The sequence below is a fragment of the Sulfitobacter sp. HNIBRBA3233 genome, from assembly GCF_040149665.1.
Taxonomy (GTDB): domain Bacteria; phylum Pseudomonadota; class Alphaproteobacteria; order Rhodobacterales; family Rhodobacteraceae; genus Sulfitobacter; species Sulfitobacter marinivivus.
Genome location: NZ_JBEFLP010000001.1, coordinates 2,225,331 through 2,246,283 on the forward strand (window position 1 = coordinate 2,225,331; position 20,953 = coordinate 2,246,283).

Annotated in this window: 18 protein-coding genes; 8 read left to right on the forward strand and 10 right to left on the reverse strand. The window is 62.9% G+C overall.

The annotated features are described in order from the left end of the window. Window positions 1-61: 61 nt before the first annotated feature. Window positions 62-817, reverse strand: coding sequence for a class II aldolase and adducin N-terminal domain-containing protein (locus ABMC89_RS10960; protein ID WP_349567966.1), 756 nt, complete (start codon window positions 815-817; stop codon window positions 62-64). A gap of 71 nt (window positions 818-888) precedes the next feature. After that, window positions 889-1,308 carry a VOC family protein gene (locus ABMC89_RS10965; protein WP_349567967.1) on the reverse strand — a complete coding sequence of 140 codons (420 nt, stop codon included), beginning with the start codon at window positions 1,306-1,308 and terminating at the stop codon, window positions 889-891. Window positions 1,309-1,355: 47 nt separating this feature from the next. On the opposite strand from ABMC89_RS10965, the gene ade reads away from it, so the two are divergent. From ade to ABMC89_RS10990, 5 genes are all read left to right on the forward strand, one after another. Then, window positions 1,356-3,158 (forward strand): adenine deaminase, encoded by a 1,803-nt coding sequence (gene ade, locus ABMC89_RS10970; RefSeq protein ID WP_349567968.1) that lies wholly within the window; start codon window positions 1,356-1,358, stop codon window positions 3,156-3,158. Continuing rightward, a complete protein-coding gene (locus ABMC89_RS10975; protein WP_349567969.1) occupies window positions 3,155-4,618 on the forward strand; it encodes an AMP nucleosidase in 1,464 nt (487 codons plus the stop codon). Before ade ends, ABMC89_RS10975 begins: the two co-directional genes overlap by 4 nt. A 140-nt stretch (window positions 4,619-4,758) precedes the next feature. Continuing rightward, window positions 4,759-5,049: an HU family DNA-binding protein gene (locus ABMC89_RS10980; protein ID WP_349567970.1), complete on the forward strand. Its 291-nt coding sequence runs from the start codon at window positions 4,759-4,761 to the stop codon at window positions 5,047-5,049. Window positions 5,050-5,208: 159 nt separating this feature from the next. Then, a complete protein-coding gene (locus ABMC89_RS10985) occupies window positions 5,209-6,303 on the forward strand; it encodes a histidine kinase dimerization/phosphoacceptor domain -containing protein (RefSeq protein WP_349567971.1) in 1,095 nt (364 codons plus the stop codon). 62 nt (window positions 6,304-6,365) lie between these two features. Then, window positions 6,366-7,241 carry a DMT family transporter gene (locus tag ABMC89_RS10990; protein WP_349567972.1) on the forward strand — a complete coding sequence of 292 codons (876 nt, stop codon included), beginning with the start codon at window positions 6,366-6,368 and terminating at the stop codon, window positions 7,239-7,241. A gap of 16 nt (window positions 7,242-7,257) precedes the next feature. On the opposite strand, the gene ABMC89_RS10995 is transcribed toward ABMC89_RS10990, so the two are convergent. Further along, window positions 7,258-7,779 carry a glutathione peroxidase gene (locus tag ABMC89_RS10995; RefSeq protein ID WP_349567973.1) on the reverse strand — a complete coding sequence of 174 codons (522 nt, stop codon included), beginning with the start codon at window positions 7,777-7,779 and terminating at the stop codon, window positions 7,258-7,260. 135 nt (window positions 7,780-7,914) lie between these two features. On the opposite strand from ABMC89_RS10995, the gene msrB reads away from it, so the two are divergent. From msrB to ABMC89_RS11010, 3 genes are all read left to right on the forward strand, one after another. After that, window positions 7,915-8,364: a peptide-methionine (R)-S-oxide reductase MsrB gene (gene msrB / locus ABMC89_RS11000; RefSeq protein ID WP_349567974.1), complete on the forward strand. Its 450-nt coding sequence runs from the start codon at window positions 7,915-7,917 to the stop codon at window positions 8,362-8,364. Beyond that, the gene (gene msrA / locus ABMC89_RS11005; RefSeq protein WP_349567975.1) at window positions 8,361-8,870 is read left to right on the forward strand and encodes a peptide-methionine (S)-S-oxide reductase MsrA; all 510 of its coding nucleotides are present in this window, start codon (window positions 8,361-8,363) and stop codon (window positions 8,868-8,870) included. The genes msrB and msrA overlap by 4 nt, the downstream gene beginning before the upstream one ends. A gap of 69 nt (window positions 8,871-8,939) precedes the next feature. Beyond that, entirely contained in the window at window positions 8,940-9,893 is a 954-nt protein-coding gene (locus ABMC89_RS11010; protein ID WP_349567976.1) for an ADP-ribosylglycohydrolase family protein, read from the forward strand. Between the two features lie 3 nt (window positions 9,894-9,896). Here ABMC89_RS11010 and ABMC89_RS11015 read toward each other — a convergent pair whose 3' ends face one another. The 7 genes from ABMC89_RS11015 to gltB form a co-directional block, all read right to left on the reverse strand. Beyond that, the gene (locus ABMC89_RS11015; protein WP_349567977.1) at window positions 9,897-11,900 is read right to left on the reverse strand and encodes a hydantoinase/oxoprolinase N-terminal domain-containing protein; all 2,004 of its coding nucleotides are present in this window, start codon (window positions 11,898-11,900) and stop codon (window positions 9,897-9,899) included. Between the two features lie 3 nt (window positions 11,901-11,903). Continuing rightward, a complete protein-coding gene (queG, locus tag ABMC89_RS11020) occupies window positions 11,904-12,938 on the reverse strand; it encodes a tRNA epoxyqueuosine(34) reductase QueG (RefSeq protein ID WP_349567978.1) in 1,035 nt (344 codons plus the stop codon). 63 nt (window positions 12,939-13,001) lie between these two features. After that, a complete protein-coding gene (gene fzlA / locus ABMC89_RS11025; protein ID WP_349567979.1) occupies window positions 13,002-13,667 on the reverse strand; it encodes an FtsZ-binding protein FzlA in 666 nt (221 codons plus the stop codon). Window positions 13,668-13,721: 54 nt separating this feature from the next. Next, window positions 13,722-14,453: a monofunctional biosynthetic peptidoglycan transglycosylase gene (mtgA, locus tag ABMC89_RS11030; protein ID WP_349567980.1), complete on the reverse strand. Its 732-nt coding sequence runs from the start codon at window positions 14,451-14,453 to the stop codon at window positions 13,722-13,724. Between the two features lie 19 nt (window positions 14,454-14,472). Next, window positions 14,473-15,162, reverse strand: a complete 690-nt coding sequence (locus tag ABMC89_RS11035; RefSeq protein WP_349567981.1) for an SGNH/GDSL hydrolase family protein — start codon at window positions 15,160-15,162, stop codon at window positions 14,473-14,475. A gap of 39 nt (window positions 15,163-15,201) precedes the next feature. Beyond that, window positions 15,202-16,116, reverse strand: coding sequence for a Hint domain-containing protein (locus tag ABMC89_RS11040; RefSeq protein ID WP_349567982.1), 915 nt, complete (start codon window positions 16,114-16,116; stop codon window positions 15,202-15,204). A 134-nt stretch (window positions 16,117-16,250) separates the two neighbouring features. Next, a complete protein-coding gene (gene gltB / locus ABMC89_RS11045; RefSeq protein ID WP_349567983.1) occupies window positions 16,251-20,780 on the reverse strand; it encodes a glutamate synthase large subunit in 4,530 nt (1,509 codons plus the stop codon). Window positions 20,781-20,953: the final 173 nt, after the last annotated feature.

Consider the following 20,953-nt stretch of genomic DNA (forward strand, 5'->3'; position numbering starts at 1 on the left):
CCACAGGCGGCGCGTGCTTTTCCAGCGCTTCAGGTCATCGACAGGGGGCTGGCCCGTCGGGTCAGGCCGCATAATCCGATCCTTCGGTGTCGAGAATCGCCTTAAGCTCGGCCAGATGGCGTGCGTCCTGTTCGGGATATTCTTCCAGTTCCCGCGCTGTTTTCTCTGCGATATCATCGGGGATACGGCGCAGGGGCAGACCGGTTTGCAGCGCCCGGATATAGGTCTCGGCCGCGCGTTCGAAATAATAGAGACGGTTGAACGTCTCGGCGACGGTATCGCCGATCACCATGACCCCGTGGGACCCCATGACCATCACCTTCTGCTTGGGATCGGTCAGCAGGGCCGCGCAGCGCGCGCCCTCGTCCTCGAAGGCAAGGCCGCCGTATTCCTCGTCGATCACCACGCGGTCGAAGAAAGTGCAGCAGTTCTGGTCGATCGGCGGCAGCCGGCTGTCCTGCAGGCTTGCCAGTACGGTCGCAAAGATCGAATGGACATGCATCACGCAGCGCGCGTGGCCGCAGGCACGATGCACGCCGCCATGCAGACCCCATGCTGTCGGGTCCGGAGCGTTCGGCCCTTTCAGCGTGTCGGGATCATTCGCATCTATCAGCAACAGGTCCGATGCCTTGATCCGGCTGAAATGCACCTGATTGGGGTTCATCAGGAACTGCGTCCCGTCGTCGTTCACCGCCAGACTGAAATGGTTCGCGACCCCCTCGTGCATATCGAGGCGGGCGGTCCAGCGGAATGCCGCTGCCAAATCCACCCGCTCCTGCCAGTGGTCCATATTCGCTTTCAACTTTGTCACGCTCATAAGTCTCTCCCGTTCTGGCCCTCAGACCATCATCTCTGCGCGACAAGGTCCACCCCATGCGCGACAGGTTTTCACAATGGGCGGCTCGGCACCCACGCGTATCCGTTCCGGCACAATATATAGGCCTCGCGCAGGCCATGCGGTTTATCCGCAGGCGGTTGCAGGATCGTTCCACCCGCATCCTCGGCACGCGCACAGGCCGCTTCAGGATCGCTTTCGTATAACCTGATCTCGATGCCTGCGCCGCGCGGCGGGGTCTCGGGCAGCAGCGTCAGGAGGGGGTTCGAATGATAGGTGCCGTCGCTGTGGATCTGGAATACCTGATCGCCGTAGGCCACGATGGCGAAATCCTGCGTCGCCTGATGACCGCGCATGTCAAACACGCGCTCGAGGAAGGCGACCTGCGCCAGCACATCGCGCACCAGCAGATTGAGCCCGATGCCCCGCAATCTGGCGCCGAAGGCCTGTGCCCCTACGGTATCGTAGTCCATTGCCCTCTCCCGCTTGAACCTGCCAAAACCCTGTGCCACCAAGGACCATGACGCAAGAAACTTTCCCCTCCTGGCCCGATGTAGCTGCCGATCTGGTGAATGTGGCCGCCGGGCGCAGCCCCGCCGATACGATCATTACGGGCGGCATCTGGGTCAATGTGCATACCCGCGAAACCCTGCCCGACCACGACATCGCTATCGCCCGGGGGCGCATCGCCTTTGTCGGGCCCTCCGCCGATCACTGCCGCGGTGCGGACACCGAGGTCATCGAGGCCGCTGGCCGCTATATGATCCCCGGCCTTCTGGACGGGCACATGCACATCGAAAGCGGCATGCTGACACCGGCGGAGTTCGCCCGCGCTGTGATCCCCCACGGCACAACGACCATGTTCACCGACCCGCACGAAATCGCAAATGTGCTGGGCCTTGCCGGTGTGCGCATGATGCACGACGAAGCGTTGATGCAGCCGAACAATATCTTCACCCAGATGCCCTCCTGCGCGCCCTCCGCGCCGGGGATGGAGACAACAGGGTATGAGATCACGGCAGAGGATGTTGCCGAGGCGATGGGCTGGCCCGGCATCATCGGTCTGGGCGAGATGATGAACTTTCCCGGTGTATCCAACGCCGACACGCAGATGCTGGCGGAAATCGCGGCGACGCAGGTCGCGGGCAAGACTGTCGGCGGACACTATGCCTCGCCCGATCTGGGGCCGGCCTTCGCTGCCTATGTGGCGGGCGGGCCGGCGGACGACCACGAAGGCACCTGCGAAGCGGATGCCATCGCGCGGATGCGCCAGGGGATGCGGTCGATGATCCGGCTGGGATCAGCGTGGTACGATGTCGAAAGCCAGATCACCGCGATCACGGAAAAGGGGCTGGACCCGCGCAACATGATTCTGTGCACGGATGACTGCCACTCGGGGACCTTGGTGAACGACGGGCATATGAACCGCGTGGTCCGCCATGCCATCGACTGCGGCTGTGATCCGTTGGTTGCCCTGCAGATGGCGACGATCAACACCGCCACCCATTTCGGGCTGGAACGCGAGCTGGGTTCGATCACCCCGGGACGGCGCGCCGATGTGATCCTGACCTCCGACCTGAAAACCCTGCCGATTGAAACGGTGATCGCGCGCGGGCAGATCGTGGCGCAGGACGGCACCTGCCTTGTCGATTGCCCGCACTACGACTGGCCCGCCTCCGCGCGCCAGACGGTCAACATGGCGCGCGACCTGTCGGCGGATGATTTCGCCATCGCCGCCCCAGAGGGCGCCAACGCCGTAAAGGCGAACGTCATCGGGATTGTCGAAAATCAGGCCCCTACCAAGGCCCTGCAATTCGAGCTTGCGGTGACCGAAGGTCGGGTGCAGCCCTCCGGCGAAGTCGCCCAGATCGCACTCGTGGAGCGTCACCGCGCCACCGGCGGTGTGGTCAACGCCTTCGTCTCGGGCTTTGGCTACGAGGGCCGGATGGCCATGGCCTCCACCGTGGCGCATGACAGCCACCACATGATCGTGGTCGGCACCGACAGCGAGCAAATGGCGCTGGCCGCCAATCATCTGCGCGCATTGGGCGGCGGCATCACGATCTTCCGCGACGGTGCGGAACTTGCCACCATCGACCTGCCCATTGCGGGCCTGATGTCCGACAGCCCCGCCGCCGAGGTCGCCGCGAAGACCGACCAGATGATGTCCGCGATGCGGGCATGCGGATGCACGCTCAACAACGCCTATATGCAGCACTCCCTGCTCGCCCTTGTGGTGATCCCCGAGCTGCGCATCTCTGATCTGGGGCTCGTAGACGTGCGCACCTTCAACTTCATTCCAGTTCTGGAACCCAACGAATGACCCAAATCCTGTCCCCGAACGCGCCCAAACCGGAAGAGTTCAGCGACGCGACAGCAGCCGTTGACCGGCTGACCGCTCTTTACGACGAAGCGGTCGGTTTCTTGCGCAAACATTTCCAGGCAGCGATGGATGGCGGCCCCCCGCAGACCCGGATCCGGGCCTTCTATCCCGAGGTGCGTTTCACCACCTCGACCTTTGCGCATGTGGATACGCGGCTCAGCTTCGGGCATGTGTCCAGCCCCGGCACTTATTCCGCAACGATCACGCGGCCCGATCTATTCCGCAACTACCTGATCCAGCAGATCGGCCTGTTGATCGAGAACCACGCCCAACCGGTCAGCATCGGCCCGTCCGACACGCCCATCCCGATCCATTTCGCAGTCGCGACAAACGAAGGGGTCAGCGTCCCGCAGGAAGGGGCCGCCGATTTCACCCTGCGCGATGTGTTCGATGTACCCGACCTGTCGACCACCAACGACGATATCGTGAACGGCACCTATCAGCCGCTCGACGGCACCCAGCCGCTTGCGCCTTTTACCGCCCAGAGGGTCGATTATTCGCTGGCGCGTCTGGCGCATTACACCGCCACCGACCCCGACCATTTCCAGTGTCACGTCCTGTTCACCAACTACCAGTTCTACGTGACCGAGTTCGAGGAATACGCCCGCGCCATGCTTCGCGATCCCGACAGCGGCTATACCGCTTTCGTCTCGACCGGCGACGAGGAAATCACGGATGGAGATGCGCCGCTCAACCCGTCGCCCAAGACACCGCAGATGCCCACCTATCATCTCAAGCGCGCGAACGGCTCCGGCATCACGCTGGTCAATATCGGCGTCGGCCCGTCGAACGCGAAAACCGCGACCGATCATATCGCCGTGCTGCGGCCGCATGCGTGGCTGATGGTCGGCCACTGCGCCGGACTGCGCAACAGCCAGGCCCTGGGCGATTTCGTGCTGGCCCACGCCTATCTGCGCGAGGATCACGTTCTGGACGACGATCTGCCCGTCTGGGTGCCGATCCCGGCCCTTGCCGAAATCCAGATCGCGCTGGAAAACGCCGTGGCGCAGGTGACGCGGCTGGAGGGGTACGAACTGAAGCGCGTGATGCGCACGGGCACTGTCGCCACCATCGACAACCGCAACTGGGAGCTGCGCGACCAGTCCGGTCCGGTCCAGCGGCTCAGCCAGTCGCGGGCCGTCGCACTGGATATGGAAAGTGCGACCATCGCCGCCAACGGCTACCGTTTCCGCGTCCCCTACGGGACGTTGCTGTGCGTGTCGGACAAGCCGCTGCACGGTGAGCTGAAGCTGCCCGGCATGGCCTCGGACTTCTACAAAACACAGGTTTCAAGGCATCTGATGATCGGAATCCGCGCAATGGAACAGCTGCGGGACATGCCTCTTGAGCGCATTCACAGCCGAAAACTGCGCTCTTTCGAGGAAACAGCCTTCCTCTAGGGGTCCGCAGAGGCGGAAAAACGCAAAAAACACCATATATTGTTGGAAAAGACGCCACTATTCGTTGTGTTTGTCCACAACATGCCGTTACATTCTCGGCGTGAGGCCCAACATTCGGGCGGTCGAAGGAGAAAAACCAAATGGCAACCAAACCAATGACAAAAACCCAGCTCGTCGCCGCTCTGGCCGAGGAAATGGACACAGACAAGAAATCCGCCAACGCAGCGCTGGAAGCAGTTTGCAACCTGATCACCAAAGAAGTCTCTGGCGGCGGCGCCGTGACGCTTCCCGGTGTTGGCAAAATCTACTGCCGCGAGCGCCCCGAGCGTATGGTGCGCAACCCTGCCACCGGCGAGCAGTTCAAGAAAGAAGCGGACAAGGTCGTCAAGATGACCATCGCCAAAGCGCTGAAAGACAGCGTCAACGGCTGATCTCCGCAGCATTTCACCGATGAGAAAGGGTCGCCACGTGCGGCCCTTTTTTCTTGTTGCGGGCCAATGCCCGCCAACGTGGGGATATTGTGCACTTTTTTGTTGAACATACTTCTGGATAGACTATCTCGGATTTGAATTCCTCATATAAGATACAACGTGCGCGCACCCAAGCATCCCCAGAACGACCAGCGGCTTGAGACACTCTACGGCACGGATATCCTTGATACCGAGCCGGAAAAGGGGTTTGACGACATCGTTTCGCTTGCCGCGGATCTGTGCGACGTGCCTGTCGCGCTGGTGTCGCTGGTGGACAAGGAACGCCAGTGGTTCAAGGCGCGCCACGGTATGGATCTGACCGAAACGCCGATCGCGCAATCGGTCTGTGCCCACGCGATCCTGCATTCCGATCTGGTCGAGATCGAGGATACCAGAAACGATCCACGCACCGCCGGCAACACCCTGCTGCACAGCGATACGCCGCTGCTGTTTTACGCCGGTGTCCCGCTGATGGCGGGGGACGGTCTGGCGATAGGAACGCTCTGCGTGCTGGATTATAAACCGCGCCGTCTGACGTCGGCACAGCGGCGGGGCCTCCGGACGCTTGCCAATCAGGTCATGAAAGAGATGGATCTGAAACAGGCGCTGCGCAATGAAGAAACCTTGCGCTCTGAAATGGATCACCGGATCAAGAATTCGCTGCAGGCAACGTCATCGCTGGTGCGGCTCTACACCCGTGCGGTCGAGGATGAAGCGGCCAAGGACGCCTTGCAGGCCGTTCAGCGCCGGATCGAAGCGATGTCTGCGCTGCACGAGCAACTTCAAAGCACATCGACCTCCGGCACCATCGCGATCAAGCAGTATCTCGAAAAGGTCATCGGAAGCCTGCGCACGACCACGCCGGGACGGATCAAATTGCGGCTTGAGTGCGAGGATACCTCCGTGCCCGCGCGCGCGGCAACCGACATCGGGATCATCCTCTCCGAATTCATAGCCAATTCGATCAAGCACGGCTTTCCGGGCGGACGCACCGGGACGGTCACGATCACGCTGGCCACATCCGACGAAGACAAGCTTGTCCTGCAAGCCACCGATGACGGGATCGGGTCCGACGTTGCCCCCGCCGCACCCTGCCGGATCAGCGGCATCGGCAGCAATATCGTCGCGGCCGCCGCATCGAACCTTGGCGGTGTGCTGACCAACGACCTGACCGACGGCGGTGCGCGGCTTTCGCTGGTTTTCGAAAAAGCCTGACGCCCCGTTGCACACGGCCCCGATCTGACCGATGGTCTGCCCGAAACGAGAGTGAGGCGGGCATGGATATTCGGGCAATCGGTTTGGGTCTCGCCTTTGCGCTGATGTGGTCGTCGGCCTTTACCTCTGCGCGGATGATCGTCGCTGATGCCACGCCCCTTTTCGCACTGGCTGCGCGATACCTTCTGTCGGGTCTGATCGGTATCGCGATTGCACGGGCATTCGGACAGACCTGGTCGCTGACGCGCGCGCAGTGGCGCGCGATCGTCGTTTTCGGTTTTCTGCAAAATGCGGTCTATCTGGGTCTCTTCTTTGTCGCCATGCAAACCGTCGAGGCATCTTTCGCCGCCATTATCGCGTCAACCATGCCGCTGATGGTCGGATGCGCCGCGTGGATATTTCAGGGCGAGCGGCTGGGCGTCGTGGGGATCGGTGGCCTCGTGGCGGGGTTTGTCGGCGTTGTCCTGATCATGGGCGCACGGATCGGCGCCGGGGCGGACATGATGGGCGTGCTGCTCTGCGTGATCGGTGTTCTGGCGCTGACGATCGCGACGCTGACGGTGCGCGGAGCCAGCAGCGGCGGGAACCTGTTGATGGTTGTCGGGTTGCAGATGCTGGTCGGCTTCGTGGCCCTTGCCGTCGCGACACTCCTGTTCGAGACACCGCAGGTCACTTTCACCCCACGGCTTGTCGTGGCGTTTCTCTATACCTGCCTTGTGCCGGGTCTGCTTGCGACATTCGTCTGGTTTCTGCTGGTCGGACGCATCGGCGCGACAAAGGCGGCAACCTTCCACTTTCTCAACCCGTTCTTCGGGGTGCTGATCGCGGCGGTGCTCTTGGGCGAACAGCTGGGGCCGCGTGACGTGCTGGGCGTTGTCATCATCGCGGCGGGTATCCTCGCGGTGCAGCTGTCACGGCAGTCGCCGCGCAGGGTCTGACCCCGCCGTCAGCGCATCACTTCAGGGCCTTTTCGATCTCTGCGGTGATCGCCTGCGACATCGGCCTCACCGACGACCCCCAGGTCTGTATGATCTCGCCCTCGGTGCCGATCAGCACCTTGTTGAAGTTCCAGCGCGGCACGAATCCGGTTTGCGCTGCCACATCGCGGTAAAAGCCGTGCGCACGCGGTCCGCGCACATGGGTCATATCGGTCATCGGCAGATCGAGGTTGAAGTTGATCTCGCAGAATTCCTTCACCTCGGCGGCGGTGTCGAGTTCCTGATTGAAGTCGTCGCTGGGGATGGCCAAGACAACCAGCCCCGCATCGCGATACCGGTCATAGAGCGCCTGCAAACCGTCGTATTGCCGGGTAAAGGCACATTGCGAGGCGGTATTGACCACCAGCACCGGTTGCCCGCTATAATCGCGCAGCCGGATTTCGCCGCCGTCAATCGATGCAAATACGGCGTCCAGCGGTGCCGCGGCGACGGCCCCGCTCCAAATGAACGCCACGATCAATGTCATTAGTGAACGCATGGTGTCCCTCCTGCAAATGGTACGCAGGATCCACGCGAACGGTTCACAAAGAGTTTCGCGGCGCAGCGCCACACCCCTTTGATTTCCGCGCCAAAGACCCATCTAATAGGGCAAGCCAAGCGCAAGGAGAGACCCATGCCAGACTACCAGAAAAACCCGGACGTCATCGCGACGCTGTCGCCGGAAGAGTATTACGTTACACAGGAAAGCGGCACCGAGCGTCCCGGCACCGGCAAGCTTTTGAACAACAAGGAGCCGGGAATTTACGTGGACATCGTTTCCGGCGAGCCGCTGTTCGCATCTGCCGACAAATACGAAAGCGGCTGCGGCTGGCCAAGCTTCACCAAACCGATCGAACCTGCCTATATCGAGGAGCTGAGCGATACGTCCCTTGGCATGGTCCGGACCGAGGTGCGGTCCAAACACGGCGACAGCCACCTTGGCCACGTCTTTCCCGACGGCCCCCGCGATCGCGGCGGCCTGCGCTATTGCATCAACTCGGCGTCGCTGCGGTTCATCCACCGCGATGACATGGAGGCCGAAGGGTACGGCGATTATCTGAATCAAGTGGAGGACGCAGCATGAGCAACGAACGCGCAGTACTGGCCGGTGGCTGTTTTTGGGGTATGCAGGATCTGATCCGCAAGATGGACGGCGTGAAATCCACGCGCGTCGGCTATTCCGGCGGCGATGTGCCGAACGCCACCTACCGCAATCACGGCACACATGCCGAAGCGATCGAGGTTATCTTCAATCCAGATGTCCTCAGCTACCGGCAGCTTCTGGAATTCTTCTTCCAGATCCACGACCCCACCACGGTAAACCGGCAAGGCAACGATGTCGGCATGAGCTATCGGTCGGCGATCTATTACGAAAATGACGATCAGAAAGCGGTCGCCCTCGACACCATCGCCGATGTGGAGGCTTCCGGCCTCTGGCCCGGCAAGGTCGTGACCGAAGTCGAACCCGTCGGCGATTTCTGGGAAGCGGAACCCGAGCATCAGGACTATCTCGAGCGGATCCCGAATGGCTATACCTGCCACTTCCCCCGTGCCGACTGGGTGCTGCCCAAGCGCGACGCGGCCGAATAAAACCGAACCAAGAAGGCGCGCGGCCCCCACGCGCGCCTTTTTCTTTTCCGCAAAGCCGGAGGGCATGTGGTGAGCGCCACCATGATCCGCGATATGTTGCTCGGCGCCTTCGTCGCCGACGCGGCCGCCCTCGGGCTGCACTGGATCTACGACCCCGACCGGATTGCCGATGTCATCCGCAACAACGGCGGGCGACCTGCCTTTGTCCCGATCAACCCTGCGCATTACGAGGGCGTGCCTGCATACTTCGCCCATGGCGACCGCGACACCGGAATGCTGACGCAATACGGCGAAACCCTGCGGCTGTGCCTGCGCACTCTCATCGACGCAGACGGGTTTATTGACGCGGCGACCTACAGGCAGGCCTTCGCGGGCCACTTCGGCGCCGGTGGTCGTTTCAGCGGCTATATCGACAAACCGACGCGCGGCGCATTGCAAAGGATCGCAGCCCAAGAGGACGAGACCGGCATAGACGATGACCAGTTGCCGGCCCTGTCGACCTTGCCCGCCATCGTCGGGGCCTATGCCGGCGCTGAGGACTTCGACGACATGCGGCGCGCGGCGATGCGGGTCACAAACATCAATCCCGTGGCCGAAGCATATAGCGCAGCCTTCGCGGATCTTCTGTCGCAGGTGATCGGCGGCGGTGACCTGCAACAGGCGCTGGACAGCACAGCCGCACGCGCCGACGGGAGCATCCGCGATGCGCTCGAACACGCGCTGTACACGGATGAACCCGACAGCGTGGTCTTTGCGGGCGACGTCGGGCGCGCCTGCCATCTGCCGATGGCCGGTCCGGTGATCTTTCACATCCTGAAACGCAGCGACAGCTACCGCACCGCGATAGAGACCAATATCCGCGCCGGTGGCGACAGCGCGGGCCGCGCCATCATGCTAGGCGCGGTTCTGGGATGCGCTCACGGGGCGGGAACCGACAAGGGAATTCCGCTGCAATGGCTGCTGGCCGTCAGCGATATCGCCCGGATCGAGGCAGAGTGCAGGGCGCTGGCCCGCCAGCCCTGATGCTCAGTCTGCCACTCGCGGGCGGCCCGCGGCTTCGACGGTAATCTCTGCCTCGACGAATACCTCGCGGCCTTCCACGCCGGCAGTGCGCACATCACGGTGCACGTTGATCTGGATATCCCCCGCGCCCGCGGTCTCTGCCGCCGCAATCGCACTGGCGCGCAAAACGGATTCGAGGTGGTCAAGCGCATCATCTGCCTGCGTAAAATCCTTCGGACCCTCGGGCAGATGCACCCGGAACTGGCCCTCGCGCGGTGCCGTCACCGTGCCGCTTTCGCGCATGGTGACACGGCCCACAACAGCGCCAATCGCATTGGCGACCCCTCCGTGCGCGGGCAGGATCATCTCGCAGCCCAGACGCGCGCCGACGGGCGGGTAATAGGTCGCGGCCGATGCACCCAGCCCGATCACCGGAACCGCCAGCCCTGTCTGCAGGCGCAGCAGGCCCTCGTGCCCTCCCAACCCGCGCTGCATCAGCACATGCCGCGCCAGAACCGCCGGGTCTTCTGCAAAAGCCGGTGTCTCTTCGGCAATCGCGGCCTCGAGCAGGACCAATTCGGTCTGCCGGTGCAGCCTGTCGATCACCATCCGCGCCATATCCTCGGCGGTGGTGGCCAGACGCTCTCCCGCGCCGGTTCTGCGGCGGCCCAGCAACAACAGCGCCTTGACCGCGGCCTCCCTGTCCCATGCCCCAGCCATGCCCAGCGCATGGGCTGCGTCCGACGGTGTGACCCCCGCCATCTGCACCAGCCCGCGCGAGACCAGCCGCGACAGCGCGCCGCTTTCGATCCGTGTGCGCAATACCGCGCCCAGCGGATGAACGATGGGGCCGATGCGTTCCAGCAAAACCCGCTCGCGCGGGCCGAGGCCCTCGTGGCTCAGCCCCGGAACGGCGCGAACGAACACGGCGTCATATTCGTTCGGCACCGTGTTCCGAAGCTGCGCGTCCAGCGCGGCGTGCACGACCTGCGGCGCCTCGCTTGCCAGCAATGAAACCGGCAGCACCCTGCGCGGACCAAGGCTGACGCCGCCCTGCAATCCTTCGGACAGGAAATGAACCTCGCTGTCGCCGCCCAGTCCGGTGGTGCGCATCGCGACCGCCTCCACCATCGTGCGGTAGGGGCCCACACGCGCCCCCGCCGGGTCAATCGCGGGCCGCCCACCGCGCAGCAGCGCCACATCGGTGGTTGTCCCGCCGATATCGCTGACCAGCGCATTCTCGGCCCCTGTCAGCCAGCGCGCCCCGACGATCGAGGCCGCAGGCCCGCTCAGGATCGTCTCAATCGGGCGTTCGCGCGCCTGCCCGGCCGAGATCAGCGCCCCATCCCCGCGCACCACCATCAGCGGCGCGGTGATCCCCATCTCTCCCAGCTGGTCCTCCGCGCGCCCGATCAGCCGGTCGATCATCCCAATGAGCCGCGCGTTCAGCACCGCCGTCATGGCCCGCCGCGGACCATTGAGCTTGGCCGACAGCTGGTGTGACGCCGAAACCGGACGCCCCGTTATCTCGGCGACCAGCGCCATGGCCCGCAATTCATGCGCCGGGTTCCGTGTCGCGAATTGCGCGGCAACGGCATAGCCGCCGATGCCTTCGGCATGCTCTTCGAGAAACGCGCGCAATGCCACCTCGTCCAGTGGCGCGGCCTCGGCCCCCGCGTGGTTGTGCCCCCCCGCCAGTGTGATCGCCGGATCACCTTTCAGCGCATCGCGCAGCCCGTGCGCGTCCAGATCCCTTTCGCGGAACCCGATGTAAATCAAGGCGACGCGCCCGCCCTGCCCCTCGACCAGCGCATTGGTGGCCAGTGTCGTGGACAGCGACGCCAGTGAAATCTCCTCCGCAGACGTGCCGGATCGCTCCAGCACCGCGCGCACCGCCTCTCCGACACCGATCGCCAGATCGTGGCGTGTCGTCAGCGCCTTGGCCGAGGCGATGACCTCGACCTCGTCTCGCAGGATGACCGCATCCGTATATGTCCCGCCCGTATCGACACCCAGCAGCAATGCCATGGCCTAGCCTTCCCTCAACTGCGCAACCGCCCAGCGGGCCGCGTCCGCCACCGTTTCGTCCGGATCCTCGCAATGGCCCTGCGCGACCGCCAACAGCGCCACCTCGCCCGAGTTTCCAATCGCATAGAGAACGTTGCGCAGGAACCGGTTGCGCCCGATCCGTTTGACCGCCGACCCCGAGAACCGCGCGCGGAACGCTGCATCATCCAGCGCTGCAAGCTCGGCCAGCGTGCCGCCGGCACCTGCGTGATACCGCATGTCGCTGGCCGCCTTGGCAAACTTGTTCCAGGGACAAACCGCCAGACAGTCGTCACAACCATAGATCCGGTTGCCCATCTTGCCGCGCAGATCCTCTGGGACCGGGCCACGGTGTTCGATCGTCAGGTATGAGATACAGCGCCGTGCGTCCAGCTGGTAAGGCGCGGGAAAGGCATCGGTCGGGCAGATATCCTGACAGGCGGTGCAGGACCCGCAATGGTCTGTCTCTGGCGCGTCGGGCGCCAGATCCAGCGTCGTAAAGATAGACCCCAGAAATGCCCAGTTGCCCCAGTCGCGGCTCAGAAGATTGGTATGCTTTCCCTGCCAGCCCAACCCGGCCGCCTGCCCCAGCGCCTTCTCCGGCACCGGTGCCGTGTCCACGAATACCTTGACTTCCGGATCTTCCCCGGCGGCGTCGATCAACCAGCGCGCCAGCCGTTTCAGACGCTTTTTCACGATGTCGTGGTAATCGCGCCCCTGCGCGTATACCGATATCGCCCCCACCTCACGGTGCTCCAGAACGTCCAGAGGGTTTTCCTCGGGCGCGTAGCTTTCAGCCAGCATGATCACCGACCGGCAATCGGGCCAGAGCGCCTGTGGATCGCCCCGCCATGCGGTACGCTCGGCCATCCACGACATCTGTCCGTGGTATTTGCGCGCCAGAAACGCCGACAGCCGGGCGGGCACTTCGGGCACCGCATCCGGTCGGCAGATACGGGCGGCCACGAACCCCTCCTCGAGCGCCCGCTCGACAAGGCGCGCTTTCAGGTCCTTCTTCATTTCGCCCTTAAACTCAAGCCCGCAGGCGCAGCACGAACCACCGGTTCGACGGACAGCGCCCCCTCAGAAATCGAGGTCATTGTAATGCTTCGGTGGCGGGAAACCCGGCACTTGGTCCGCAAGGATCGACCGGAAGGCAGGGCGTGACTTGATCTTGGCGTACCAGTCCTTGACCTCCGGGCAGCTTTTCCAATCCACGTCGGATATGTAATCGAGCGCGGAAAGATGCGCCGCCGCCGCAAAATCCGCCAGCGTCATCACGTCGCCCGCCAGCCAGCGCCGCTGGTCCAGCAGCCATGTCATGTATCCCAGATGGAACTTGATCGCCTTGGCACCCGCTTTCACGTTCTTGCTGTCGGGATAGCCTGATTTCATGACCTTCTTGTTCACCCGCTCGTACAACAGGTTCGAGGTCACCTCATGATGGAACTTGTCGTCGAACCAGCTGACCAGCCGCCGGACCTCCAGCTTTTGCGCGGGATCGCTGGGCAGCAGGGACGGCTCCGGCCGTGTCTCTTCGATATATTCGCAGATCGCGGCGCTTTCGCTCATCATGATGCCATCGAGGCGCAGCACGGGCACCTTGCCTGCCGGATTACGCCGCATGAAATCGGGATCCTTTTCCCAATACCTCTCCTCTACCAGCTCGACCTCGATCTTCTTCTCCGCAAGACTCAGCCGGACTTTGCGGCAATAGGGCGACAGCGGGACGTGGAAAAGGCGGGCCATGGATGCTCCGAAACTTGGGGTACCCACCCTGAATGCATCGCCCAAGGGGATTATTCAACTCTGGAAACAGGCCGCGCGCCCGTCGGCGTCGATCGTCGCGGCGCCTGAGCGGATTTGTGCGGCCCTGCGCTGGAGAAATCCGGTGGGCCGCGATGCCGAACGTGTTTTCGGCGATGGCAGGACCGCCGCCAGTTGCGACGCCTGACGCTCCGACAGCGCCTCCGGTCCGACCCCGAAGTAATGGCGCGCCGCGGCTTCGACGCCAAAGATGCCTTCGCCGAACTCTGCCACGTTCAGATAGACCTCGAGTATGCGCCGCTTCGGCCAGACGGCCTCAACCAGAGGGGTGATCCCCGCCTCCAGTGCTTTGCGGAACCAGCTGCGGCCGTGCCACAGATAGACGTTCTTGACCGTCTGCTGGCTGAGCGTCGAAGCCCCGCGGTTCGATCCTTCCGCGATGGCCAGCTTGATCGCCGCCACGTCAAAGCCCCAGTGTTCGCAGAAATTGGCATCCTCCGCCGCAACGACCGCACGGGCCATGACCGGTGCGATGCCCGACATCGGCACCCATTGGTGGTCGACACCCCCCAGCCTGCGACTTTCGCCGAACATATAGGCCGTGGTCGGCGGATTGACGACACGACCCAGCAGAACCGCAACCGCAACCACCAGCAGGACCGCCGCCACCGACCGCCAAAGATACCGCCGCAATCCACGGCTGAACCGCAGAAGGGCAGGATCGGGCTTCGGTTCGGGTTTCTTTTTCGTGCTGGTACGCTTGGCCATGGCCCAGCTATAGACGCGCTCACGGTTTTTGTGAACGATCCTCCTGCCTGCGGATCACATCTGCCAGCGCCGTGCCCAGAAGGGCACTGCCCCGCGGCGAGGGATGAGTATCGTCGCTTGCAAATAGCGAGGCGTCTGCCTTGTCGATCACGGTGTCGCCGTCAAAGAAATACGCCCCCGCGCGGCTATCGACATAGCGCTCTATGCGTGTTTCGAGCACTTCGAAATCATCCGTACAACCAACGAAGGACGAGCCCGGCGCGGTATAATACCCCATCCAAAGAACCCGCGCCCCCGAGGCGAGGATCCGGTCCACGAACTGCGGGATCGCCCCTCCTTGCGCGTCCTGCGCAATCAGGCTGTCCACCTCTGCACGGCAATCACCGCATCCGCAGTCGCCCAGCGCCAGATCGTTTGCCCCACCGTTCAGAACCACCCAGTTCCAGCGACCACCGGGATATTGGGCGCGGATATCGAACCCGACAGCCGCGGCAACCCGCGACGGGTTGGTGAACATCGCGCCCGGAACAGGCCCTGCAGAGACGGACCTTTCCAGATCGTTGGCGATGACGTTCGCAATATCGTCGTTTTCGCTGCCGTTCCACGCCATCACGGAATCCCCGAGGACAAGGATATCCCCCGTGCGGGGGGCATGTCCGGCGCAGGCTGCAAGCAGCAACGACAGGATAAGGGAAAGAAACAGCTTCATAACAGCCGAGATATCGCGATTGCACGCGAAGTACAGGGGTCAGGCTGCGTTCAGGCAAATCGCCTCGGCCTTGCGCGCCACTGTGCGGACGGCGCGCGGATGCGCAACGCTTTTGGCGAAATCGGGAAATAGCGACAGGGTCTCGGCATAGCTTGGATCTGTCGGGTCGTCGGCGATGCCACCGGGCAGGCAGCTCTCGGACGGACAATCGTCCGCAACGACGATCTGGTGGGCGTCAAACACGAGATGCAGATAGGTGACAGTGCCGCCTTCGACACGCCGGACGGTGGTGCCGTTGACCAGATGTTTTGCCGCGACAAGCACATCATCGCATCCGGTCCAAAGTGCTGCCCGCCAGTCGCCGATCAGCATCCTGTGTTCGGGCGATACGGCAAAGGTGCGGTCATTGCCCAGCGCGCCGCGCTCGAACACGATCGGGGCGTATTTCTCGAAGGCGCGGGCATCGACGCGCAGGACCATGCGCACCGGTTGCGGGCCATTGTCCAGTGTTTCGACCAAATCGCCTATTGCGATATCCTCGATCGCGCGGGTGCCGCCGGGCACGGCGATCTGCGCGCCTGGCGTGAAACAGGTCGGGCCAAGGCTTCCCACATCCATCTCGGTACTGACCGTGACGGCAGAGGCGCGGCGGAACTCTCCATCTTGAAGAATTTGACCGTCCGTCGGCGTGAACACCGCCTCGCCGTTGGAAAGGTAGAAGGTCGTCCCGGTGTAGGTGACATTCCCTATGCCCGGAATGCGGACCGTCAGCGTGTCGCCTTCCCAGACGTTGGTGATCAGGAGGCCGTTGAAAAGATCGCCATCATTGTCGTCTATCAGCCCGTTGTCGTTCACATCCGTCATCTCGGCGCGAAAAACGGTCAGGGGCGTGCCGCGCGCGGGCGGGTTACCGGGATCTACGCGGTAGAACTGGTCCTTGTAGGTGGTCGGCATCGTCGCATTCCTTCACGCTGTTGCGTTCAGAATGTCGAAACAATTTGCCTAAAATGCGCCGAATTGTGTCGCGGCGCAGGGTCATTTCGTGTCGGGCGCATGACGCGCGGTCCGCGCCCGACACGGGTTTTCCATTACTCGGCCGGAACCGCCTCTGCCTCGATGCCCAGTGGTGCGGGCAGACGCGACAGCATTTCCTTGGGGCAGATTTGCAGGAAATTCGCCCGCTCGCTGTCCCAGTGCTGCAAGATATCCGCGGCCTTCCGGCTGCCTGTCTCGGCGACGTGCCGCTCGATCAGGGCCTTCAGCTGGTCTTCCCAATGGGCGACCGTGACCGGACAATGCACAAGCGTTTCGTGGTTCATCAGGTCCTGCGCCATCCCGTCGGGATCGTAGAGATACGCCATCCCGCCGGTCATCCCGGCGCCAAAGTTCGCGCCGATCTCGCCCAATATCACCGCAACGCCACCGGTCATGTATTCACAACCGTTGGAGCCGCAGCCCTCGATCACCACTTTCGCACCGGAGTTGCGGACGGCAAAGCGCTCTCCCGCGCGGCCGGCAGCGAACAGATAGCCTTCGGTCGCGCCGTACAACACGGTGTTGCCGATGATCGTGTTTTCGGAGGCCACGATCGTGCTGGCCATCTGGGGGCGGACAACGATGGTCCCGCCCGACAGGCCCTTGCCCACGTAGTCGTTCGCGTCCCCTGCAACGACCAGCTTCAGCCCCGGTGCCGCAAAAGCGCCGAGCGACTGACCGGCGGACCCGGACAGTTTGACCGTCAGGTGATCCGGTTGCAGGTCATTGCGCATGCCGAAGCGTTTGACGATATGGCTGCTGACGCGCGTGCCGACGGTCCGGTGGGTGTTCTGCACCGCGTAGGACAGCTGCATCTTCTCGCCGTCTTCGAGGAACCGCGCCGCGTCGCGCACGATCTGCGCGTCGAGCGTGTCCAGAACGGCGTTGCGTGGCTTGTCGCGGTCATAGACGTTCTCGAACGCACCATCGACCGAGATCAGAAGCGGGTTAAGATCCAGATCGTCCAGATGCGCCGACCCCCGTGACACCTGCGCCAACAGATCCGCGCGACCGATCACATCATCAAGGCTACGCGCCCCGAGCGATGCAAGGATCTCGCGCACCTCGGTGGCGTAATGGGTGATCAGGTTCACCACCTTGTCGGCATTACCGGTGAACTTGTCGCGCAATGCCTCGTCCTGTGTGCAGACCCCGACGGGGCAGGTATTGGACTGGCACTGGCGCACCATGATGCAGCCCATGGCGATCAGCGCCGCGGTGCCGATACCGTATTCCTCGGCCCCCAGCATCGCGGCCATCACGATATCGCGGCCGGTGCGCAGACCGCCATCGGTGCGCAGGGTTACGCGGTCGCGCAGGTTGTTCATCGACAGGACCTGATGCGCCTCGGTCAGGCCCATTTCCCACGGCAGACCCGCGTATTTGATCGAGGTCGCAGGCGACGCACCCGTCCCGCCGTTATGACCGGAGATCAGGATGATATCCGCCTTGGCCTTGGCAACGCCCGCCGCGATGGTGCCCACGCCCGAAGACGCCACCAGCTTCACCGTTACCTTGCAGCGCGGGTTGATCTGTTTCAGGTCGTAGATCAGCTGCGCCAGATCCTCGATCGAGTAGATATCGTGGTGCGGCGGCGGCGAGATCAGCGTCACACCCGGTGTCGAGTGGCGCAGACGTGCGATCAGGTCTGTGACCTTCATCCCCGGCAGCTGCCCGCCCTCGCCGGGCTTTGCCCCCTGCGCGACCTTGATCTCCAGTTCCTCGCACTGGTTGAGGTATTCCGCCGTCACGCCAAAGCGCCCCGAGGCGACCTGCTTGATCTTCGCCGAGGGATTGTCACCGTTCGATTCAGGCACGAAATGCGCCGGATCCTCGCCGCCCTCGCCGCTGTCGGATTTCGCACCGATGCGGTTCATCGCGACGTTCAGGGTCTTGTGGGCTTCGGGGCTCAGCGCGCCGAGGCTCATGCCGGGCGTCACGAAACGCTTGCGGATCGACGTGATGCTTTCCACTTCCTCGATCGGGACCGGTTTACCGATGGATTTGAAATCCAGCAGATCGCGCAGATGGATCGGCGGATTGCTCTGCATCTTGGCCGAATACTGCTTCCACATCTCGTAGGACGCCCGGTTGCAAGCCTGCTGCATCATATGCATCGAGGTCGCTTCCCATGCGTGCGTCTCGCCGGATTTGCGGGACTTGTAGAAACCGCCGATCGGCAGAACGGTATCGTTGCCGGCCCATCCCTGCGCGTGCACCTCTTCCGCCTTGCGCTGGATACCACTGACACCGATGCCGCTGATGCGGCTGGTCATGCCGGGGAAATACTCCGCGACCATTGCGCGGCTCAGGCCCACCGCCTCGAAGTTGAGACCGCCACGGTAGGAGGAAATCACGGAGATGCCCATCTTGGCCATGATCTTGAGCAGGCCCTGATCGATCGCTTCACGGTAGCGCGCAACAGCCGTTGTGAGGTCGCTATCTAGAAGGCCGCGTTTGATACGGTCAGCAAGCGAATCCTCGGCCAGATAGGCGTTGACCACTGTCGCACCGCAGCCGATCAGCACTGCGAAATAATGCGGGTCGATACATTCCGCGGACCGCACGTTCAGCGATGTGAACGTCCGCAGACCTTTGCGGGTCAGGTGGCTGTGCACGGCGCTTGTCGCAAGGATCATCGGCATCGCGACACGGTCGCGGTTCGACTCCTGATCGGTCAGCACGATATGGCCCGCGCCGGAGCGCACGGCATCCTCGGCTTCGTCGCGGATACGGCGCAAAGCCTTGTTCAGGCTATCGCCGGGCGCGAAGGTACAGTCGATGCTCACCAAATCGGCGTTGAAGTTGCGCACCAGTTCATCCCATTGCGCATTGCCCACGAACGGGCTGTCGAGCACGAGGATTTCGGTCTGGCTTGAGCTTTCTTCGAGCACGTTCTTGAGGTTGCCAAAGCGCGTCTTCAGGCTCATCACGCGGAATTCGCGCAGGCTGTCGATCGGCGGGTTGGTCACCTGGCTGAAGTTCTGGCGGAAGAAGTGGCTCAGCGGGCGGTACTTCTTCGACAGAACCGCCGACGGTGTGTCGTCGCCCATGGACGCCAGCGTTTCCTTGCCATCCTCGGCCATCGGCGCAAGGATCTGCTCAAGCTCTTCGATGGTGTAACCGGCGGCGACCTGACGGCGGCGCAATTCGTTACCTTCGAACAGCGGTGTTTCCTTCACACCGGCAAGCGCGTCGTCCAGTTCGTTGATCTTGCCGACCCAGTCGCCAAAGGGGCGTGACGCGGCCAGTTTGTCCTTGATCTCGGTATCGCCGTAAAGCTTGCCTTCGGTCATATCGACAGCCAGCAATTGCCCCGGACCCAAGGCGCCCTTGCGCACAACGCGCGCTTCGTCGAGGGGCACCATCCCCGCTTCGGACCCGGCAATCAGCATACCGTCGCTGGTCACGACATAACGCATCGGGCGCAGGCCGTTGCGGTCCAGTCCCGCACAGACCCAGCGACCGTCGGTCATAGCCAATGCGGCGGGACCGTCCCACGGCTCCATCACCGAGTTGCAGTAGGAATACATGTCGCGCCACGCCTGTGGCAGCTCGATCCGCTGCTTGGACCAGCTTTCGGGCACAAGCATCGTTTTTGCCATCGGGGCGGACCGGCCCGCACGCACCAGAACCTCGAAAACCGAATCGAGCGCCGCCGAGTCCGACGATCCCTGCGCGACGATCGGCTTGATGTCCTCGGCCATGTCGCCGAACGCATCGGACGCCATGCGGATTTCGTGGCTTTTCATCCAGTTCAGGTTGCCCTTGAGCGTGTTGATCTCGCCGTTATGGGCCAGCATGCGGAACGGCTGGGCCAGCCACCACTGCGGGAACGTGTTGGTCGAATACCGCTGGTGATAGAGGGCAAAGGCGCTCTCGAACCGTTCGTCCATCAAGTCGGGATAGAATTCGGCAACCTGCTCGGCAAGCATCATGCCCTTGTAGATGATAGACCGGCAGGACATCGACGCGATGTAAAGCCCGGGCACCTGTGCCGCATTGGCCGCCTTTTCGATCCGGCGGCGGATTACGTAAAGCTCGCGCTCGAATGTTTCCTCGTCCACGCCCTTGGCGTTGGAAATCAGGATCTGTTCGATCTCCGGGCGCGTGGCGTTGGCTTTCTCGCCCAGACAATCGACGTTCACGGGCACATGGCGCCAGCCGTAGATATAGTGCCCCATGCGCAGCACTTCGGTCTCTACGATGGTCCGGCAGGTTTCCTGCGCCGCGAAGTTGGTGCGCGGCAGGAATACCTGACCGACCGCGATCATCTCGTCCTCGCGGGGGGTATGCCCGGTGCGCCGCACCTGATCGTAGAAGAACGGCACCGGAATCTGCACGTGGATGCCTGCGCCGTCACCGGTTTTGCCGTCCGCGTCGACAGCACCACGGTGCCAGATCGCCTTGAGCGCCTTGATGCCGTTTTCCACCACCTCGCGCGACCGCGACCCGTCGATGTTCACGACAAGACCCACGCCACAGGACGAATGCTCCTCTTCGGGAGAATACAGGCCCTTTTCGGCCATCATGGCGCGTTTGGCTTCTTCGCGTGCCACCCATGCGTCATCATACTTGGTCATTTGTCTGTCTCCTGTCGGGGCGCGAAGAGCGCGATTGTCTATGGTGTGGTCAGCCTGTGGTTGACCCCGCCGACGCCTATCCCTGGGGGTCTAGCGCCGGCATCATGTAAAGGTAGCTGGCGTTTGGCCGGTTGCACCGCCTAAAACTCCTGCCACCAAGGGCCGCGGAGCCG

Coding starts and splice junctions, on each gene's coding strand:
- ABMC89_RS10990 (WP_349567972.1), top strand. CDS start 6,366: ATGGATATTCGGGCAATCGGTTTGGGTCTCGCCTTTGCGCTGATGTGG.
- ABMC89_RS11040 (WP_349567982.1), bottom strand. CDS start 16,116: ATGCCGACCACCTACAAGGACCAGTTCTACCGCGTAGATCCCGGTAAC.
- ABMC89_RS10975 (WP_349567969.1), top strand. CDS start 3,155: ATGACCCAAATCCTGTCCCCGAACGCGCCCAAACCGGAAGAGTTCAGC.
- ABMC89_RS11015 (WP_349567977.1), bottom strand. CDS start 11,900: ATGGCATTGCTGCTGGGTGTCGATACGGGCGGGACATATACGGATGCG.
- gltB (WP_349567983.1), bottom strand. CDS start 20,780: ATGACCAAGTATGATGACGCATGGGTGGCACGCGAAGAAGCCAAACGC.
- mtgA (WP_349567980.1), bottom strand. CDS start 14,453: ATGGCCAAGCGTACCAGCACGAAAAAGAAACCCGAACCGAAGCCCGAT.
- msrB (WP_349567974.1), top strand. CDS start 7,915: ATGCCAGACTACCAGAAAAACCCGGACGTCATCGCGACGCTGTCGCCG.
- ABMC89_RS11035 (WP_349567981.1), bottom strand. CDS start 15,162: ATGAAGCTGTTTCTTTCCCTTATCCTGTCGTTGCTGCTTGCAGCCTGC.
- ABMC89_RS10960 (WP_349567966.1), bottom strand. CDS start 817: ATGAGCGTGACAAAGTTGAAAGCGAATATGGACCACTGGCAGGAGCGG.
- ABMC89_RS10965 (WP_349567967.1), bottom strand. CDS start 1,308: ATGGACTACGATACCGTAGGGGCACAGGCCTTCGGCGCCAGATTGCGG.
- msrA (WP_349567975.1), top strand. CDS start 8,361: ATGAGCAACGAACGCGCAGTACTGGCCGGTGGCTGTTTTTGGGGTATG.
- ABMC89_RS10995 (WP_349567973.1), bottom strand. CDS start 7,779: ATGCGTTCACTAATGACATTGATCGTGGCGTTCATTTGGAGCGGGGCC.
- ABMC89_RS10980 (WP_349567970.1), top strand. CDS start 4,759: ATGGCAACCAAACCAATGACAAAAACCCAGCTCGTCGCCGCTCTGGCC.
- fzlA (WP_349567979.1), bottom strand. CDS start 13,667: ATGGCCCGCCTTTTCCACGTCCCGCTGTCGCCCTATTGCCGCAAAGTC.
- queG (WP_349567978.1), bottom strand. CDS start 12,938: ATGAAGAAGGACCTGAAAGCGCGCCTTGTCGAGCGGGCGCTCGAGGAG.
- ade (WP_349567968.1), top strand. CDS start 1,356: ATGACGCAAGAAACTTTCCCCTCCTGGCCCGATGTAGCTGCCGATCTG.